The organism is Salinivibrio proteolyticus, assembly GCF_001996165.1.
GTDB lineage: Bacteria > Pseudomonadota > Gammaproteobacteria > Enterobacterales > Vibrionaceae > Salinivibrio > Salinivibrio proteolyticus.
Window position 1 is genome coordinate 193096 of record NZ_MUFP01000006.1, and the last position, 18908, is coordinate 212003.

At 51.4% G+C, this 18908-nt stretch carries 17 protein-coding genes; 16 read left to right on the top strand and 1 reads right to left on the bottom strand.

Going from position 1 to position 18908, the window contains the following annotated elements; all coding sequences use genetic code 11:
* Positions 1-130 precede the first annotated feature (130 nt).
* The 13 genes from rlmD (at position 131) to rpoS (ending at position 13961) form a co-directional block, all read left to right on the top strand.
* Positions 131-1447, top strand: a complete 1317-nt coding sequence (gene rlmD, locus BZJ19_RS06610; protein WP_077675031.1) for a 23S rRNA (uracil(1939)-C(5))-methyltransferase RlmD — start codon at positions 131-133, stop codon at positions 1445-1447.
* Positions 1448-1538: 91 nt separating this feature from the next.
* On the top strand, positions 1539-3752 hold the full coding sequence (gene relA, locus BZJ19_RS06615; protein WP_077675032.1) for a GTP diphosphokinase: 2214 nt from the start codon (positions 1539-1541) through the stop codon (positions 3750-3752).
* A 48-nt stretch (positions 3753-3800) separates the two neighbouring features.
* A complete protein-coding gene (gene mazG / locus BZJ19_RS06620) occupies positions 3801-4610 on the top strand; it encodes a nucleoside triphosphate pyrophosphohydrolase (protein WP_077675033.1) in 810 nt (269 codons plus the stop codon).
* A gap of 140 nt (positions 4611-4750) precedes the next feature.
* Positions 4751-6385 carry a CTP synthase gene (locus BZJ19_RS06625; protein WP_077675034.1) on the top strand — a complete coding sequence of 545 codons (1635 nt, stop codon included), beginning with the start codon at positions 4751-4753 and terminating at the stop codon, positions 6383-6385.
* Positions 6386-6462: 77 nt separating this feature from the next.
* Positions 6463-7761 (top strand): phosphopyruvate hydratase, encoded by a 1299-nt coding sequence (gene eno / locus BZJ19_RS06630; protein ID WP_077675035.1) that lies wholly within the window; start codon positions 6463-6465, stop codon positions 7759-7761.
* Positions 7762-8003: 242 nt separating this feature from the next.
* Entirely contained in the window at positions 8004-8282 is a 279-nt protein-coding gene (ftsB, locus tag BZJ19_RS06635; RefSeq protein ID WP_069591125.1) for a cell division protein FtsB, read from the top strand.
* Positions 8283-8324: 42 nt separating this feature from the next.
* Positions 8325-9023: a 2-C-methyl-D-erythritol 4-phosphate cytidylyltransferase gene (gene ispD, locus BZJ19_RS06640; protein ID WP_077675036.1), complete on the top strand. Its 699-nt coding sequence runs from the start codon at positions 8325-8327 to the stop codon at positions 9021-9023.
* Positions 9023-9502 carry a 2-C-methyl-D-erythritol 2,4-cyclodiphosphate synthase gene (ispF, locus tag BZJ19_RS06645; protein WP_102136111.1) on the top strand — a complete coding sequence of 160 codons (480 nt, stop codon included), beginning with the start codon at positions 9023-9025 and terminating at the stop codon, positions 9500-9502. The genes ispD and ispF overlap by 1 nt, the downstream gene beginning before the upstream one ends.
* Entirely contained in the window at positions 9499-10536 is a 1038-nt protein-coding gene (gene truD / locus BZJ19_RS06650; RefSeq protein WP_077675038.1) for a tRNA pseudouridine(13) synthase TruD, read from the top strand. Before ispF ends, truD begins: the two co-directional genes overlap by 4 nt.
* Complete coding sequence (gene surE / locus BZJ19_RS06655) at positions 10517-11254, top strand: 5'/3'-nucleotidase SurE (protein WP_077675039.1); 738 nt, start codon at positions 10517-10519, stop codon at positions 11252-11254. The genes truD and surE overlap by 20 nt, the downstream gene beginning before the upstream one ends.
* A gap of 78 nt (positions 11255-11332) precedes the next feature.
* On the top strand, positions 11333-11953 hold the full coding sequence (locus BZJ19_RS06660) for a protein-L-isoaspartate(D-aspartate) O-methyltransferase (RefSeq protein ID WP_069591116.1): 621 nt from the start codon (positions 11333-11335) through the stop codon (positions 11951-11953).
* Between the two features lie 33 nt (positions 11954-11986).
* On the top strand, positions 11987-12889 hold the full coding sequence (gene nlpD / locus BZJ19_RS06665) for a murein hydrolase activator NlpD (protein WP_077675040.1): 903 nt from the start codon (positions 11987-11989) through the stop codon (positions 12887-12889).
* A 97-nt stretch (positions 12890-12986) separates the two neighbouring features.
* Positions 12987-13961, top strand: coding sequence for an RNA polymerase sigma factor RpoS (gene rpoS, locus BZJ19_RS06670; protein WP_077675041.1), 975 nt, complete (start codon positions 12987-12989; stop codon positions 13959-13961).
* A gap of 68 nt (positions 13962-14029) precedes the next feature.
* Here rpoS and mutS read toward each other — a convergent pair whose 3' ends face one another.
* Entirely contained in the window at positions 14030-16576 is a 2547-nt protein-coding gene (gene mutS, locus BZJ19_RS06675; RefSeq protein ID WP_201249180.1) for a DNA mismatch repair protein MutS, read from the bottom strand.
* Between the two features lie 141 nt (positions 16577-16717).
* Here mutS and BZJ19_RS06680 point away from each other — a divergent pair, with 141 nt between their 5' ends.
* The 3 genes from BZJ19_RS06680 (at position 16718) to BZJ19_RS06690 (ending at position 18829) form a co-directional block, all read left to right on the top strand.
* The gene (locus BZJ19_RS06680; protein WP_077675043.1) at positions 16718-17200 is read left to right on the top strand and encodes a CinA family protein; all 483 of its coding nucleotides are present in this window, start codon (positions 16718-16720) and stop codon (positions 17198-17200) included.
* A gap of 133 nt (positions 17201-17333) precedes the next feature.
* Positions 17334-18380, top strand: coding sequence for a recombinase RecA (recA, locus tag BZJ19_RS06685; protein ID WP_069591106.1), 1047 nt, complete (start codon positions 17334-17336; stop codon positions 18378-18380).
* On the top strand, positions 18380-18829 hold the full coding sequence (locus BZJ19_RS06690; RefSeq protein ID WP_235608162.1) for a regulatory protein RecX: 450 nt from the start codon (positions 18380-18382) through the stop codon (positions 18827-18829). Before recA ends, BZJ19_RS06690 begins: the two co-directional genes overlap by 1 nt.
* The last annotated feature ends 79 nt before the right edge of the window (positions 18830-18908 follow it).

Sequence of the window (18908 nt, forward strand, 5' to 3'; positions counted from 1 at the left end):
ATAATGGCTGTAATTAGCTGCCAGTGTACATGATTCAATAACTAAATAGTCAGCGAACTATCACAACTCCCACTGGCAGGACCTCTTTGACTCGCTTGCGACGACAAGCACTTTGACACTGGAATCCACCATGGCGCGCTTTTTTAAGCCTCAGAAGAAAAAAAACGTTGAACAAAAGCATCAGCTGCTCGCGATTCAACGCCTCGACCACCACGGTGATGGGGTCGGCTATTGGCAGAAAAAACCTGTTTTTGTTCCGGGCACCTTGCCCGGTGAACAGGCGCTGGTGCAGCTCACCGAGCAAAAGCGTCAGTATGCGCGGGCCAAACTGATTAAACTCGATCAGCGCGCGGAAACTCGCATTGAGCCGGCTTGTCCTTTGTATCAGCAATGTGGCGGCTGTAGTTTGCAGCATTTAAGCCACTCAGGCCAAGTGGCACACAAGCGCGCAGTGCTGACAGAATTGATTGAAAAATTTGCCGGAGACGAGACGGTCGAGCTGTCGGATGGCGCCATCGATAGCCCTTGGCAGTATCGTCGTCGTGCGCGCATCAGCTTGAAAGTCGACAATAAAGGGGCGCTGACCATGGGGTTTCGCGCTCGTCAAAGCAATGCCATTGTCGATGTGGACCACTGTCCTGTCCTTAGTGAACCCTTAAATCAGCTGCTTGCCAGCTTACGGCCTTGTTTAGATGGGCTGCGAGGACGCCGAATCCTCGGCCATGTTGATTTGATTGAGGCAGACAATGGCTGTATTGCGTCGTTGCGCACCACCAAGGCGTTGCATGCAGAAGATAGGCAAGCGCTTCAAGCATGGGCTGAGCTGACAGACTGCATGTTGTATTGGCAGCAAGCTGAAGGGCCGCTTGAACGAGTAGTGGGCGAGCCTCCGTATTACGAGAGCCAACAAACCCGCCTCTATTTTCAGCCTGGCGACTTTATCCAAGTCAACGCGGCGGTGAACCAACAGATGGTCGCCCAAGCACTAAACTGGCTAGAGCTTGCGTCAACCGATGTGGTGTTGGATCTTTTTTGTGGTCTTGGCAACTTCAGCATCCCCATGACGAAACGGGCGAAAACCGTGATTGGGGTAGAAGGGGTTGAGGCGATGGTGTCGCAAGCTCAGGATAATGCGAAGGCCAACCAAGTAAGCAATGCGCAGTTTTACCAAGCAGATCTCAATGGTGAGACGCTGAATGGGAACTGGACACAGCAGGCATTTGATAAAATCCTGCTCGATCCCGCCCGAGCAGGGGCTGCCGGAGTGATGGACTTTGTGGCACAATCTAGCGCTACACACATTGTTTATGTGTCCTGCAACCCAGCAACGCTGGCGCGGGATAGTCGCGTGTTGTTGGCACAGGGTTACCAACTAACTCGCTTGAGTATGCTTGATATGTTTCCGCAAACAGGGCATTTGGAATCCATGGCACTGTTTCGACGCTAGGCGTCGTCAATGATGTGCTACATCTAAAGCCACGCGGTTAAACATGGATATGCCTCTTTCGCTGAGGCGAAAGATAAGGATAGGAACAGTTATGGTTGCGGTACGAGAAGCCCATCTGCATGAAGATGAAGCCTTTGATCTTCAAACTTGGATTGCGCGGTTAGGACAAGACGCCTCAACCGCTCAAGCACTGCTGGATGGGTACAACTATTGTCGTACGTTAGGGGATGAAACGGCGCTGAGCCAACCGCTGTGGCGTGGCCGAGAGATGATTGAAATCTTGGTGACCCTGAGTATGGACGCCGACACGCTCCTCGCCGCGCTCTTCTTCCCGGTGGTGGAAGCCAAATTGCTGGCGCTTGATACCTTGGAAGAGCGCTATTCGCCCGCGATTGTCAAACTGATTGAGGGCGTGCAGCAAACTGCCGCCATCCGTCATTTGAATACCCAAACCGATGCCGAAGCGACCTCCGCGCAGGTGGACAATGTTCGCCGCATGTTGCTGTCTATGGTCGAAGATTTCCGTTGCGTGGTGATCAAGCTGGCGGAACGTATTTGCTATCTGCGTGAAGTTAAAGATGCACCGGAAGAGGTGCGTCTGCAGGCGGCGAAAGAGAGTGCTAACATCTATGCACCCTTGGCCAACCGTCTCGGTATTGGTCAGTTAAAATGGGAAATCGAAGACTACGCCTTCCGCTACCAGCACGCGCAGACCTATAAACAAATCGCGAAGCAACTGGCTGAACGGCGCATCGATCGCGAAAACTACATTACCGCGTTTGTCACTGATCTGCAGCAGGCGATGGAAGCCTCACACATCAATGCGCAAGTGTATGGTCGTCCCAAGCATATCTACAGTATTTGGCGCAAAATGCAGAAAAAAAATCTGCAGTTTGATGAGCTGTTTGATGTACGTGCGGTGCGCATTATCGCCGAAGAACTACAAGACTGTTACGCCGCATTGGGCGCGGTGCACACCAAATATCGTCACTTGCCGAAAGAGTTCGATGATTACGTCGCCAACCCTAAACCTAACGGTTATCAGTCGATTCATACTGTTGTATTGGGGCCGGAAGGCAAACCGGTCGAAATTCAAATTCGCACCCGTCAAATGCATGATGATGCGGAGCTTGGGGTGGCGGCGCATTGGAAGTACAAAGAAGGCTCGGCCAGTGGACGCAGTGGCTATGATGAGAAAATCACTTGGCTGAGAAAACTCTTGGCGTGGCAAGAAGAGATGTCAGACTCAGGCGAAATGCTGGATGAGTTGCGCAGCCAAGTCTTTGATGATCGCGTGTATGCCTTTACGCCGCGTGGCGATGTGGTCGACCTGCCAAGCGGTGCGACGCCGCTCGACTTTGCCTACCACATTCACTCCGAAGTTGGCCATCGTTGCATTGGTGCCAAGGTAGAAGGACGCATTGTGCCTTTCACCTATCACTTGCAAATGGGGGATCAGGTTGAAATTATCACCCAAAAAGAGCCTAACCCCTCACGTGACTGGCTGAACCCAAGCTTAGGCTTTGTGAATTCGAGCCGAGCGCGGGCAAAAATCAATGCTTGGTTCCGCAAACAAGACAGAGATAAAAACATTGCCGCGGGCAAAGAAATTCTCGATACCGAACTACAAAAAATTGGCGGTGCCAGTAAAGATGCGAGTTTGGCGCTCAAGCGCTTCAATGTGAATTCACTGGAAGAGCTGTATGCGGGGGTCGGAAGTGGCGATCTACGCATCAATCAGGTGGTTAATCACATTAACAGCCTGATCAACAAGCCAAGCTTGGAAGAAGAAGAGCAACAGTTGCTGGAAAAACTTCAGCAAAGCGAACAAAAAGCCATAGGTGGAAAAACCCATCGTGATGCGGTGGTGGTTGAAGGCGTTGATAACCTGATGACCCACCTCGCGCGTTGCTGCCAGCCGCTACCGGGTGATGACATTATGGGCTTTGTGACCCAAGGACGGGGTATTTCAGTGCACCGTGCGGATTGTGAGCAGCTCAACGAACTTCGTCACCATGCGCCGGAGCGGATCATCGCCACCGTCTGGGGAAAAGGGCATGTCGGGCAATACCATGTGCGCATTCGTTTATCCGCCAATGAACGTACCGGGTTAGTCAAAGACATTAATACCGTGCTCAGCAATGAAAAAGTCCGCGTTGCGGGCATGCAAAGCCGCGTCGATTACAAAAAGCAGATGTCTATCATGGACTTTGATTTAGAGATTTCCGATCTCGACACGCTTAGCCGAATTGTGAATCGGTTGGAGCAAGTCAAGGATGTGGTAGAGGCCAAACGACTCAGATAAACATCACGCCCTGTTATCGACAGGGCGTTTTTTTAAGGATAACGAAGTATGGCGTCGATTGACGATTTACTGACTATCATGGCGACCTTGCGCGACCCACAAAAAGGGTGCGATTGGGACAAAGCCCAAACCTTTGCCTCTATCGTGCCTCACACGCTCGAAGAAGCCTACGAAGTGGCCGATGCCATTGAGCGTGAACACTGGTCGGACCTAAAAGATGAATTAGGCGATTTACTCTTTCAAATAGTGTTCTACAGTCAATTGGGACGCGAGCAAAATCGCTTTGATTTTGATGCCGTCGTGGGGGCGATTTGTGACAAGCTCACCCGTCGTCACCCGCATGTCTTTGGGCCTAAAGACAGCCAAGGTGAAGCGCTGCACGGCCCTGACTGGGAAGGGATTAAAGCGCAGGAGCGTGCCGACAAGGCGGCGTCAGAGCAACCAACTAGCGTATTAGACGGCGTTACGTTAGGCCTTCCCGCACTGGTGCGTGCGCACAAACTGCAAAAGCGTTGTGCGCGAGTGGGGTTTGATTGGGATGCGGTAGCGCCGGTGCTCGATAAAGTGCGCGAAGAAATTGCCGAGGTTGAGCAAGAGCTGGCAATCGCGCCGGTCGACCCCGCGCGGGTGGAAGAAGAAATCGGCGATTTATTGTTTTCGGTGGTGAATCTGGCACGCCATGTAGGCACGGATGCGGAATCCGCGTTGCGTAACGCGAATCAAAAATTCGAACGACGTTTCCGTCAAGTTGAAACTCAATTACGCAATGATGAAAAAAATATTCAAGAATGTCAGTTAGATGAACTGGAATCTGCCTGGCAACAGGTCAAAAAGCAGGAAAAAAGCAACACGCTGTAAGTTTCATCATTGATTTGCGACAAATAAAAACAGTATGGTGTGTGATAGTTTTCACGTTGTGGGAGTGAGTGGGGTCTGGTATCATGACTTCCCGTCCAGATTTCCATTAATTTCCTCTAAATCCAACTCTCAGGTTTAGCATGACGACGAATTACATTTTTGTTACGGGCGGTGTTGTATCCTCCCTCGGTAAGGGTATTGCTGCAGCCTCATTGGCAGCCATTCTTGAAGCGCGTGGCCTCAACGTCACCATCATGAAACTCGACCCTTATATCAACGTGGATCCAGGGACAATGAGCCCTACCCAGCACGGGGAAGTATTCGTCACGGAAGACGGCGCCGAGACCGACCTTGACCTCGGTCACTATGAGCGCTTTATCCGCACCAAAATGACCAAACGTAATAACTTTACCTCTGGTCGCGTATACGCGGATGTTCTGCGCAAAGAGCGCCGCGGAGATTACCTGGGAGCCACCATTCAGGTGATTCCACACATCACTAACTCGATCAAAGACCGCATCATCGCCGGTGGCGAAGGTCACGACGTGGTGATCGTGGAAATTGGCGGCACTGTCGGTGATATTGAATCACTGCCATTCCTTGAAGCGATTCGCCAACTGACCGTGGAAGTCGGTCGTGAGCGTGCGATGTTTATGCACCTTACCTTGGTGCCATACTTGGCAGCGGCGGGTGAAGTGAAAACCAAGCCGACTCAGCACTCGGTAAAAGAGCTTCTATCGATTGGTATCCAGCCGGATGTCCTAGTTTGCCGTAGCGAGCGTCCAATTCCAGCTAATGAGCGTGCAAAAATCGCATTGTTCTGTAACGTACCAGAGAAAGCGGTTATCACCATGAAGGATGTGGATTCAATCTACAAAATCCCTTCATTGATCCGCTCTCAAGGGCTGGACGACTTGGTTTGTCAGCGCTTTGGTATCCAAGCGCCAGAAGCCGACCTGTCTGAATGGGAACAAGTCATTTACGAAGAAGCCAATCCAATGGGCGAAGTCACCATTGGTATGGTGGGTAAGTACATCGAACTGCCTGACGCGTATAAATCTGTCAACGAAGCGCTGAAGCATGGCGGATTGAAAAATCGCCTGACTGTCAACATCAAGTATGTTGATTCACAAGATCTTGAAACCCGCGGCACTGAGCTGCTCGACGGTTTAGATGCGATCTTGGTACCGGGCGGTTTTGGTGATCGCGGCGTCGAAGGCAAAATCCTTGCCGCACAATATGCGCGTGAAAACAAAGTGCCTTATCTTGGCATTTGTTTGGGCATGCAAGTGGCGTTAATTGAATACGCCCGTAATGTTGCTGGGATGGAAGGGGCCAACTCCACCGAATTCAGTCAAGACAGCAAATACCCAGTGGTGGGTCTGATCACTGAGTGGGTCGATGAAGAAGGTAACGTGGAAGAGCGTAGCGAATCCTCTGATTTGGGCGGCACCATGCGTCTAGGCGCACAGCTTTGCCACCTGTCTGAAGGGTCTAAAGCGCATCAGCTATATGGCAACACCCAAATCCACGAGCGCCATCGTCATCGCTATGAAGTGAATAACTTGCTGCGTCCACAATTGGAAAAAACCGGTCTGCTTGTATCGGGCTTGTCGGCAGACAAGAAGCTGGTAGAAATCATCGAAAACCCAGCACATCCATGGTTTGTGGCCTGTCAGTTCCACCCAGAGTTCACCTCGACTCCTCGCGACGGCCACCCGCTATTCGCCGGGTTCGTTGCGGCTGCAGGTAAAAAGCAGCGCGGTGAGCTATAACACAAATGCGAAGCGGTAGTCCTTACGGGCGGCCGCTTTTTATTTTTTGAATACAATGACAGACGAGAGGAATCACAATGTCTAAGATCGTTAAAGTTCTAGGTCGTGAAATTATCGATTCACGCGGTAACCCAACTGTAGAAGCAGAAGTACACTTGGAAGGTGGCTTTGTTGGTATGGCGGCAGCGCCATCAGGTGCGTCTACCGGTTCTCGCGAAGCACTAGAGCTGCGTGACGGTGACAAGTCACGTTTCATGGGTAAAGGCGTACTGAAAGCGATTGAAGCGGTTAACGGCCCAATCGCAGAAGCACTGCTAGGTAAAGACGCGAAAGCCCAAGCTGACATCGATCAGGTAATGATCGACCTTGACGGCACCGAGAACAAATCTAAGTTCGGTGCTAACGCGATCCTAGCGGTTTCTCTGGCTAACGCAAAAGCAGCTGCGGCTGCGAAAGGCATGCCTTTGTTTGAGCACATTGCTGAACTAAACGGCACTGCGGGTCAGTTCTCAATGCCTCTACCAATGATGAACATCCTCAACGGTGGTGAGCACGCGGACAACAACGTTGATATCCAAGAGTTCATGATCCAACCTGTTGGTGCGAAAACCCTGAAAGAAGCACTGCGCATTGGTGCGGAAGTATTCCACAACCTAGCCAAAGTTCTGAAAGCCAAAGGCCTAAGCACTGCAGTTGGTGATGAAGGTGGTTTCGCGCCTAACCTAGAGTCTAACGCTGCTGCGCTTGCTGCGATCAAAGAAGCGGTTGAGAAAGCAGGCTACGAGCTAGGTAAAGACATCACCCTAGCGATGGACTGTGCCGCGTCTGAGTTCTATGACAAAGAGCAAGGCATCTACAACATGAAGGGTGAAGGTAAAACCTTTACTTCAGAAGAGTTTAACCACTACTTGGCGAAACTGGCTGAAGAGTACCCAATCGTGTCTATCGAAGACGGCCTAGACGAGTCAGATTGGGATGGCTTTAAGCACCAAACTGAACTGCTGGGTGACAAACTTCAGCTAGTCGGTGATGACCTGTTCGTAACCAACACCAAGATCCTGAAAGAAGGTATCGACAAAGGTGTGGCGAACTCTATCCTGATCAAATTCAACCAAATCGGTTCTCTGACCGAAACCTTGGCTGCGATCAAGATGGCGAAAGACGCCGGCTACACTGCCGTGATCTCTCACCGTTCAGGTGAAACTGAAGACGCTACCATCGCTGACTTGGCGGTTGGTACTGCTGCAGGCCAAATCAAAACTGGTTCTATGAGCCGTTCTGACCGTGTTGCCAAGTACAACCAGCTGATCCGTATCGAAGAAGCGCTGGGTGAAAAAGCACCGTTTAACGGTCTGAAAGAAGTTAAAGGTCAATAATAAAAGTCGCAGCCGATTGGCTGTGATGGAAAGGCACCTTGCCTTTCACTGTTGATCCCAAAAGCCGCCTTTATGGCGGCTTTTTTGTATTCAAGGGCGTGTAAATCGATAAGAGGTGCGTTTGAGCGCATCTTCATGCGCCAGATAAACAGAAAACCATGACACCGGCGGCCTGATCCGCTAGCCTATGCGGTTAGCATAATTGGCGTTGCTGACCCACTGAACACGTAAGGAGTGAAACCATGAGACTGCTATCTGTTGCGCTATTTATCACTCTCGCGTGGCTGCAATATGAATTGTGGCTGGGCAAGAATGGCGTTATGGATTATTGGCACACTCAGGCAAACGTCGTGGTGCAACAACAAGCGAACCAAAAACTGGTGAAGCGTAACCAACAAATGTATGCCGAAATCGCGGATCTCAAACGTGGACAAGAAGCGATTGAAGAGCGCGCCCGTAATGAGTTGGGCATGATTAAACCTGACGAAACCTTTTTTCGTTTAGTCGACGCAACGCGATAACCCATCATCCGCACGCTCGCGGACTAATCAAAGAGAAAACGCGTGGTAGAAAAAGCCTCTTTGCAACCAGGAATTACAGCGGTGGTGCCCGCCGCTGGGGTAGGCAGTCGCATGCAGGCTGACTGTCCAAAGCAGTATTTACACCTTGCAGGTAAGCCTTTAATCACCCACACCGTTGAACGCCTGCTAAGCCATGCTGCGATTGACCGCGTGATTATCGCGATCGGTGAGAACGATGGCTATTTTGCTGAGACCGGACTGGGTGAACATCCGGATATTACCGTCGTCACAGGCGGAGCGACGCGCGCGCAATCGGTACAAGCAGGGCTTGAGGCGGTACAGACCCGTTGGGTGATGGTGCATGATGCAGCACGTCCCTGCGTCACTCACAATGACATCGATGCGTTGATTCACGCTGCCCAAAGCCATTCTGACGGCGCAATCTTAGCTGCTCCGGTTCGCGATACCATGAAGCGGGCACAGCCGGATGGCTGTATTGCACAGACTGTCGACAGACAGGCACTGTGGCATGCCTTGACGCCTCAAATGTTCCCCACCCTGCACTTAAAAGCGGCATTGGCAAGCGCAGGTGATCAGGTAACCGATGACGCGTCGGCGATTGAGGCGGCGGGCGGCCATCCGCTATTAGTTCCTGCCAGTGCCAGCAATATTAAAGTGACGCATCCTGAAGATAGGGTGCTGGCCGAGTTTTACTTATCGCAACAAGAAGGCAAATCATGATGCGAATTGGACATGGGTTTGATGTACACAAATTTGGTGGTGATGGCCCGGTGATCATTGGTGGTGTCGCTGTGCCTTATGAGCAAGGGTTGCTTGCGCACTCGGACGGTGATGTGGCACTGCACGCCCTGTGTGATGCATTGTTGGGCGCGATTGCGGCCGGTGACATTGGCCAGCACTTCCCAGATACCAGTGATGAATGGAAAGGCGCGGACAGCCGTATGTTGCTGCGCGACGTTTACCGCAAAGTACAAGACAAAGGCTATCGTTTGGGCAATGCAGATATCACTATCATCGCCCAAGCGCCCAAGATGGGCCCACATATACCTGCCATGTGTGCGGCGATTGCTGATGATCTAAAAGCCCCCATCGATGCCATTAATGTAAAAGCAACCACCTCAGAGCGACTCGGTTTTACCGGTCGTAAAGAGGGCATTGCTTGTGAAGCCGTTGTGCTATTAACAAAAGAGACGCTATGACAGACGTACTTGCTCCCTTGGCTTATATGCATGGCCAGCCGACTCAATCCGGCCAAATCAAACACTCGCCAGACGACTTTTACGTCTCGGAAATCCTCGGTTTTACCCCGTCGGGAGCCGGTGAACACTTCCTAGTGCGAATCAAAAAGCGTGGCGAGAATACGCGCTATGTGGCCAATGAGCTGGCTAAAGCATGCGGTGTGCCATCACGACAAGTAAGTTGGGCGGGCCTGAAAGATAGGCATGCGGTGACCGAGCAGTGGTTCAGCGTACAATTACCGGGCAAAGCCGATCCTGATTTGAACGAGTTTGTCGCCACGCATCCCGGCGTACTGAGCATTGAAGCGACCGCTCGCCACCATCAAAAACTGCGGCCCGGTGATCTTATCGGGAATGATTTTGTACTACAGATCCGCGCCCTGGCCAATCCGAGTGCGTTGGTGCCGCGCTTAGAGGCGATTGCAAGCCAAGGCGTACCTAATTACTTTGGTGAGCAGCGTTTCGGCCGAGAAGGGAACAACCTTGACGCAGCGAGAGCATGGGGACGCGGTGAGCGCAAGGTAAAAGATAAAAGTAAGCGCAGTTTTTACCTCTCTGCGGCGCGTTCATTGCTGTTTAATCACGTGGTTTCAGCACGTCTCGAGGCAGGCTGTTTTAGCCAAACACTGGCGGGTGATCTGTGCGTTGACGATGCCGACCAACTGGTCGCCTGCAACCAAGCCGGCGTTGAAGGGATGCGTATTACCGCCCCTCTGACCGGTGACAACGCACTGCCTACCACAGACAATGCACAGCAGTTTGAGCAGGCGATTCTCGATAAAGAGCCGGACCTGCTGGCGGTGATCCGCAATAACCGCATGCGCCATGACCGTCGAGAGATCTGCTTGCTACCGCAAAACATGACGTGGGAACTAGATACAGACAGCGTGTGTGTGCGTTTTTCTCTGCCTGCCGGCGCTTTCGCCACCACAGTGATGCGTGAGCTGATTAGCCAACAAGAACAAGGAGAGCAGGATGCGCATACTGATCAGTAATGATGATGGCTACCACGCGCAAGGGATCCAAACGCTCACTCATGCATTGAGTGAGATAGCCGAGGTGGTGGTCGCTGCACCGGATCGAAATTGTTCGGGCGCGTCGAATTCATTAACGCTTGAAAATCCGCTGCGGGTTCGTGAACTAGGTCCCGGGCGTTTTGCGGTGCAAGGTACGCCCACTGACTCGGTACATTTAGCTCTGAATCAATTGGTTCCGTGGCAACCTGACTTCGTGATCACTGGAATTAACCACGGTGCAAACTTGGGCGATGATGTGCTTTACTCTGGCACCGTTGCCGCGGCCACGGAAGGGTTCTTTCTCGGCGCCCCTGCGATCGCGGTTTCATTATGTGGTCATCAGCATTTTGATACCGCCGCCCATGTGGTTAAGCAGTTTTTGGCTAAAAACCAACGCCATGCCGCGCCCAGTCACCGTCTGATTAATATCAATGTGCCGGATGTGGCGATTGATGCGTTAAAAGGATGGAAAGTGACTCGTCTTGGTGCCCGTCATCATGCCGAAGATGTGATAAAACAAGGCGATCCGCGTGGGAAACCCATATACTGGATCGGTGCGCCCGGAAAAACGCAAGATGCTGGGCCGGGCACGGATTTTCACGCCATAGCGGAGCAATACGTTTCTATTACGCCGCTTCAAGTGGATCTTACCGCTCACGACACGCTCGGAGCGTTTTCTCAGTGGTTAGCGGAATAACTGCTGAAAACAGGCTGGCGAACTTAACGCGCCAGCCTATTTCGTTCGATTAATACTCAGTGATAAAGGAAGCAGACGTTGAGTCAAGCGCAATCACTTATTCAATTTTTGCAGCAACAAGGTATTGATAACCAAAGCGTTCTAGATGCAATGCAAGCCGTGCCTCGGCACCTGTTTGTTTCTGAAGCCATGACTCACCAAGCATACGGAAACAATGCGTTACCGATTGGGTGGGGACAAACTATTTCACAACCTTATATTGTGGCTAAGATGACAACATTGCTCAATTTGCGACGCGACAGTCGCATTTTGGAAATAGGAACCGGCTCTGGCTATCAAACGGCGATTCTTGCTCAGCTGGTGGATCAGGTTTATTCCGTTGAACGGATTAAGCAGCTGCAAATGCTCGCCAAGCGACGCCTCAAGCAGCTCGATATTTATAATGTGGCCACCAAGCACGGCGATGGTTGGCAAGGCTGGCCGGCGAAAGGCCCTTATGATGGGATTATTGTCACCGCGGCGGCAGAGCGTATTCCAGATGCATTATGCCAACAGCTGACAGAAGGCGGCGTGATGTTAATCCCCGTTGGAGAGCACCAGCAAACGCTTATCAAGGTGACAAGGCAGGGCGAAGAGTTTCTGACCGAAACGATTGAATCGGTGCGTTTTGTGCCTCTTGTTGCCGGTGAACTGGCCTAACTACGCTATCTATGGAGTAGAAACTAAAAACAGATGAAAATCGCGTTTTTTCTTTTATCAGTAGTCATACTTTCTGGGTGTGCTTGGCATGGCCCGGCGCCCGTATCTAGTGTGACGCCTGACTACTCCAGTGTCGATAGAGGCAGCTACCGCGGTAGCTACTACGAAGTGAAGAAAGGCGATACGCTCTACTATATCGCCTACATCACCGATCGTGATATTGACGACATCATCAAGCATAACAACCTCCAACCGCCTTACACCATTTATCCGGGTCAAACCTTAGCGTTGTGGAAGCCTGCTTATCAGCGCCCGGACGTGGCAAAGTCCACCTCAGGGGCAACGAATGTGGCCTCTGCCACAAGTTCAGCTGCAAAATCTGCTGCCATAGCAGTATCTTCTAGTAAAAACACCGAAAATGGTAAATTCGGTCAAGAAAAGAAGGCAAAAACGACGACTTCGCAGCAAAAAGCAGTTGAAGCCCAATCAGCCTCGGAGTACAGTCGAACTAAACAAAAAAGTAAACAAGCTGTTAACAAGTCGACCGCTAGCTCATCCAACCAACAGATAAGCTGGCAATGGCCAAGCAAAGGCCGGATGGTGTCGCGATTTTCTAGCACTGAGCGAGGCAATAAAGGCATAGATATTGCTGGACAACGAGGACAAAGCATTCAGGCAGCGGCAGATGGAAAGGTCGTGTACGCCGGAAGCGCGCTTCGAGGTTACGGCAAATTAATAATAGTGAAACACAATGATGATTACCTGAGTGCGTATGCACATAATGACAGGTTTTTGGTTTCAGAAGGCCAGTCTGTCAAAAAGGGGCAGAAAATAGCTTCAATGGGCAGTACAGGTACAAACAGTGTTCGGTTGCATTTTGAGATTCGCTACAAAGGAAAATCGGTCAATCCGTTGCATTATTTGCCTAAGCGATAGCGCTACAAAGGCGTGATATCGTCAAGCCACCAGTGTGACGGGGCCGGTGAAAGCAGAGATGCGCTCTGCTTAGCTGCTACGCCATAAGGGAGGCGCTATGAGCCAAACTAACACCGCGAAAAAACTGGACGGCTTGGATCAAGACGTGGATTTCGAGACCTTGGATGCGCAAGTTGAAGAGGTTGCCGAAGAGGTTGAAGAGGCTGTACAACAGCACGCTGCGACATCCAAAGCCCTAGATGCCACACAACTCTACTTGAGTGAAATTGGTTTTTCACCCCTGCTGACCGCCGAGGAAGAAGTGTTGTATGCGCGTCGTGCCCTACGTGGTGACGAAGTGGCGCGTAAACGCATGATCGAGAGTAACCTCCGCTTGGTGGTGAAAATTTCTCGACGCTACTCTAACCGAGGTCTTGCGCTATTGGATCTGGTCGAAGAAGGCAATTTAGGCCTGATTCGCGCCGTTGAAAAGTTCGATCCAGAACGAGGCTTCCGATTCTCTACCTACGCTACATGGTGGATTCGCCAGACCATTGAGCGTGCCATCATGAACCAAACGCGCACTATTCGCTTGCCGATTCATGTGGTGAAAGAGCTGAATGTCTATCTGCGTACGGCGCGTGAACTGGCGCAAAAATTGGACCATGAACCGACTGCCGAAGACATTGCGGCCCAACTTGATAAACCGGTCGAAGATGTCAATCGTATGCTGCGTTTGAACGAACGCATTGGCTCGGTGGATAACCCAATTGGTGGTGACTMAGAAAAAGCGCTGCTGGATATCATCGCCGATGAAAAACAAGATGGTCCAGAGCACACCACGCAAGACGACGATATGAAAAAGTCGATCGTGCAATGGTTACAAGAGCTAAATCCCAAACAACGTGAAGTGTTGGCGCGTCGCTTTGGCCTTCTTGGTCATGAAGCCTCCACGCTTGAAGATGTGGGGCGTGAAATCGGTCTAACCCGTGAGCGCGTGCGTCAAATTCAAGTAGAAGGATTGCGTCGCCTGCGCGATATGCTGACCCAGCAAGGACTGAGTATTGAATCTTTGTTTAATGTCGAGCAATAACGGCACTAATCGCTATAAACAAAAAGGACGGCCAAGGTGCCGTCCTTTTTTAATACGTTATTGGATGATTAGCGAGACTGTTGGAGGGCTTTGAGTGCATAGAGTGCATCAAGCGCTTGACGAGGCGTCATCTCATCGGGATTGAGCGCGTCAACAGCCTGATCGAGCTCACTGGGCTCAGGGAGCAAAGGAAGCTGTGTTGGCTCGGCATGATTGTTAGATGTGTCGCCAGTAACTTTTTGTTGACCACTTTGTTCTAACTGAGCCAACTTATGCTTGGCTCGGCGGATCACCGGTTTAGGGACGCCAGCTAATCCTGCCACCGCTAGCCCGTAAGATTTACTCGCCGCGCCTTCTTGTACAGCGTGCATAAAGGCAATCTCATCACCATGCTCCACCGCGTCTAGGTGGACATTCACCAAGCCAGCCATTTGCCCCGGTAGTTCGGTGAGCTCAAAATAATGAGTGGCAAACAGCGTCATAGCTTGAATCTTCTCGGCCAGCCATTCAGCACTGGCCCATGCCAGTGATAAGCCATCATAGGTACTGGTGCCACGGCCGATTTCATCCATCAAGACTAAACTGTGTGCGGTTGCATTGTGCAAAATATTGGCCGTTTCCGTCATTTCTACCATAAAGGTGGAGCGTCCTGAGGCGAGATCATCAGACGCACCAATGCGGGTGAAAATGCGATCGACCGGTCCAATGACGGCACTGTCGGCAGGCACATACGCACCAATATGGGCCAACAAAGCAATCAACGCGGTTTGGCGCATGTAGGTCGACTTACCCCCCATGTTAGGGCCGGTAATGATCAGCATACGCCGTTCAGGGCTCAGTGAGATCGGGTTAGGAATGAAGGGGTCTGTCATCACTTGCTCGACGACCGGATGGCGACCTGCTTCAATCTCCACACCGGCTTGGTCACTGAGTTGAGGGCGGTGATAATTGAGCGTGTCAGCGCGCTCGGCGAGATTACACAGCACATCTAGGGCGGATAACGCTTCAGCCGCACCCTGCAACTGAGCAAGGTGAGGAAGCAATAAATCAAACAGCTCTTCCCACAACCGTTTTTCCAGCGCCAAAGCCGTAGACTTGGAGCTTAGCACCTTGTCTTCATGCTCTTTGAGCTCAGCAATGATATAGCGCTCCGCGTTTTTAAGCGTTTGACGGCGAATGTAATGCGCAGGGACGCGATCGCTTTGTGCGCGGCTAATCTGGATATAAAAGCCATGCACTTGGTTGTAGCCGACCTTTAATGTATCAATGCCGTACTTTTCACGCTCGCGCTGTTCTAGCTCTTCAAGGTAGCGCGATGCGCCGTCAGACAGCTCACGCCATTCATCGAGTTCAGCGTGATAGCCGGGGGCGATGACCCCACCATCACGGATCACCACCGGCGGGTTATCGACAATGGCACGCGTCAGCAAATCTGTAAGCTCAGGCATAGGCAGGGTTGCTTTAGCATAGTGCGCAAACGCAGGGTGATTTAATTCACTGAGCTGCGACTGAATCGCCGGCAGCTGTGCAAGCGCAGTGCGTAGACGGGCCATATCGCGCGGACGAGCAGAGCGCATCGCCAAGCGTGCCAATACGCGTTCGATATCGCCAACGGGTTTGAGCTCGGCGGCGAGGTCGCCATAAAGCCCAGTATCAAGCAATGTCTCTATCGCATCCAATCGTTGATTAAGTACCCTTCGGTCGCGGAGCGGTTGGTGTAGCCAACGCTTAAGCAAGCGGCTTCCCATCGGGGTGGTGGTACGATCCAGTACGTCGGCCAAGGTATTATCATGGCCGCCAGCAAGGTTTTGGGTGATCTCAAGGTTGCGGCGTGTCGCAGCATCTAGCACCACCGCACTGTCTTGTTGTTCTTTGATAATCGCCCGAATATGAGGCAGGGCAGTGCGCTGGGTATCTTTGGCGTATTGCAACAAACAGCCTGCGGCACTGAGCCCGCGCGCGCAGTCTTCCACCCCAAAACCAATCAGATCTCGGGTGCCAAATTGGGCGGTCAACTGACTACGTGCCGTATCGAGGTCAAACTCCCAAATCGGGCGACGGCGGGCGCCTTTGCTTACCGAAAGCAGGTCGGGGTAGGAAAAATCCTCAGGATAGAGCAGTTCGGCCGGTTGAGTGCGTTGCAGCTCTGCCTGCATTTGTTCTAGTGTTTGTGGTTCACTCAACACAAAACGGCCAGACGTAATATCTAAGGTGGCAAAGCCAAAGCCAGTATCATCGGCGATGATGGCGGCCACTAAATTATCCACTCGCTCGCTAAGTAATGCTTCATCAGAAACGGTGCCGGGTGTGACAATACGCACAACTTGGCGCTCGACTGGGCCTTTGCTGGTGGCCGGATCGCCAATTTGCTCGCAAATGGCAACGGGCTCACCCAATTGGACAAGCTTAGCAAGGTATCCTTCTACCGCATGGTAAGGCACGCCTGCCATTGGGATGGGCTCGCCATTTGAGCTACCGCGCTTGGTCAGTGAGATATCAAGCAATTGTGAAGCGCGTTTAGCGTCGTCGTAAAAGAGTTCGTAAAAATCTCCCATACGGTAAAAGAGCAGCTCCTCAGGGTGCTGAGCTTTTAACTTGAGATACTGTTGCATCATGGGCGTGTGTTTTTCGAGCGCTTGTACTGTCACGACTAGACCTGCAAAATGGAACGTTAAGGCCGCTTAGAATACGTGATGTCGGGGCACAGGGTAAAGCCACGTCATGTGGATTTCGGTGCCATGAAAAAGGAGAAACGCGTGGACCACTTATATTCACTGGCAAAGCAGCTAGGTGATGTACTGGCTGATGCACAATTGACCATCACCACCGCTGAGTCATGCACGGGTGGAGGAATCGCCTATTGCCTGACGGATGTCGCAGGCAGTTCACAATGGTTCCATCAAGCCTTCGTGACCTACAGCAATGACGCGAAGCAGCGTTTAGTGAAGGTGTCTGATATGGCGCTTGAGCAGTATGGCGCAGTGAGTGAGCCTGTGGTGACGGCGATGGCTGAGGGTGCGCGTGAGCATGCAAACGCAGATATTGCGATTGCCGTCAGTGGCGTGGCCGGGCCATCAGGAGGCAGTGAAGAAAAGCCAGTAGGTACCGTCTGGTTTGCGTGGGCATGGCGAGAGGATGAAACCGAGACCGAAGTTTGTCACTTTGACGGTCACCGCCGTCAAGTGCGAGAACAAACCATTGCGCACGCGCTTAGTCATGTTTTAAATCGGCTACAGTAACGAGTTTGGGTTGTGGGGCACATCAGATTTTTTCTGATCAGCTCTAGACACTGTATAAATGGACAGTATACTTGACCGCATTAACGACAGCTTTCTCGTCGCATAGATTGAGTTTTATTTCTTGGAGACTGAAATGGACGATAACAAAGAAAAGGCGCTTGCCGCTGCGCTTGGACAAATCGAAAAGCAATTTGGTAAAGGCTCTATTATGCGCCTTGGCGATGACCGTACCATGGACATCGAAACCGTATCGACCGGCTCATTGTCTCTGGATATTGCGCTAGGGGCGGGGGGATTGCCATTTGGCCGTATTGTTGAAATTTATGGTCCGGAATCATCGGGTAAAACAACCCTGACCCTACAAGCGATTGCCGAAGCACAAAAAATGGGTAAAACCTGTGCGTTTATCGATGCCGAGCACGCACTAGACCCTGTTTACGCCCGTAAGTTGGGTGTCGATATTGATAATCTTTTGGTTTCACAGCCAGACACGGGTGAGCAAGCGCTGGAAATTGCTGATGCACTGACCCGCTCCGGTGCTGTCGATATGATCGTAATTGACTCGGTAGCGGCGTTGACACCAAAAGCGGAAATTGAAGGTGAGATGGGTGATTCTCACATGGGCCTTCAGGCACGCATGTTGTCACAAGCGATGCGTAAGTTGACCGCTAACATCAAAAACAGCAACACCTTGATGGTATTCATCAACCAAATCCGGATGAAGATTGGTGTGATGTTCGGTAACCCCGAAACCACTACTGGTGGTAACGCATTGAAATTCTATGCGTCGGTGCGTCTAGACATTCGTCGTATTGGTGCGATCAAAGAAGGCGACGAAGTGGTCGGTAACGACACCCGTGTGAAAGTGGTGAAAAACAAAGTCGCTGCGCCCTTTAAGCAAGCTGAATTCCAAATTCTTTATGGCCAAGGCATTAACCTGCATGGCGAGTTGATTGATCTCGGGGTCAAGCACAAGCTGGTCGAGAAAGCGGGTGCGTGGTACAGCTACAAAGGCGATAAAATTGGCCAAGGTAAAGCTAACGCCTGTAAGTACCTCAAAGAAAATCCACATATTGCGAAAGAGCTCGATACCACATTGCGTGAAATGCTATTGCAAACCGCATTGAATAACGAAGTGGTAGAGGCTGACGCGCAGGCAGAAACAGAAGACGATTTGTAATGTCGTCATCGTGCCAAGAGATTGCGGTGGGCTTATTGGCCCGCCGCGATCATTCTGTACAAGAGTTGCGTCAAAAGCTTGAGCAGCGTGACTTTGATAGCGAAACGATTGAAAGCACCCTGRCAACCTGCTTAGAGCGTGGTTGGTTAGATGATGCCCGTTTTGCGGCGAGCCTATTACGCCAAGGGGTCAGCAAACAACATGGCTGGTTGCGCATCTGCCAAGATGCCAAGCGTAAAGGGGTCGATAGCGAGTTACTTTCTCAAGCAGAACAAGCGGCTGAAATTGATTGGTTTGCCTTGGCAAAAGAAACCGCACAGCGCAAATATGCCGATATTGATGGTGTGATCCCACCGGCGGATCAAAAACTCAAAGCCAAGCGGATGCGCTTTTTGCAATCACGGGGCTTTAACTTCGATCAAATCCAATACGCGCTCTCCAACGACTAAATTCCTCATCAATTATCGCTGAATCCTGCACTGTCTCTTTTCCGTACGCGATCGGTTGTTTACAATGGCGCAAATAAAA

Coding starts and splice junctions, on each gene's coding strand:
- rlmD (WP_077675031.1), top strand. CDS start 131: ATGGCGCGCTTTTTTAAGCCTCAGAAGAAAAAAAACGTTGAACAAAAG.
- ispF (WP_102136111.1), top strand. CDS start 9,023: ATGCGAATTGGACATGGGTTTGATGTACACAAATTTGGTGGTGATGGC.
- ftsB (WP_069591125.1), top strand. CDS start 8,004: ATGAGACTGCTATCTGTTGCGCTATTTATCACTCTCGCGTGGCTGCAA.
- mazG (WP_077675033.1), top strand. CDS start 3,801: ATGGCGTCGATTGACGATTTACTGACTATCATGGCGACCTTGCGCGAC.
- truD (WP_077675038.1), top strand. CDS start 9,499: ATGACAGACGTACTTGCTCCCTTGGCTTATATGCATGGCCAGCCGACT.
- nlpD (WP_077675040.1), top strand. CDS start 11,987: ATGAAAATCGCGTTTTTTCTTTTATCAGTAGTCATACTTTCTGGGTGT.
- mutS (WP_201249180.1), bottom strand. CDS start 16,576: ATGATGCAACAGTATCTCAAGTTAAAAGCTCAGCACCCTGAGGAGCTG.
- relA (WP_077675032.1), top strand. CDS start 1,539: ATGGTTGCGGTACGAGAAGCCCATCTGCATGAAGATGAAGCCTTTGAT.
- recA (WP_069591106.1), top strand. CDS start 17,334: ATGGACGATAACAAAGAAAAGGCGCTTGCCGCTGCGCTTGGACAAATC.
- surE (WP_077675039.1), top strand. CDS start 10,517: ATGCGCATACTGATCAGTAATGATGATGGCTACCACGCGCAAGGGATC.
- eno (WP_077675035.1), top strand. CDS start 6,463: ATGTCTAAGATCGTTAAAGTTCTAGGTCGTGAAATTATCGATTCACGC.
- BZJ19_RS06625 (WP_077675034.1), top strand. CDS start 4,751: ATGACGACGAATTACATTTTTGTTACGGGCGGTGTTGTATCCTCCCTC.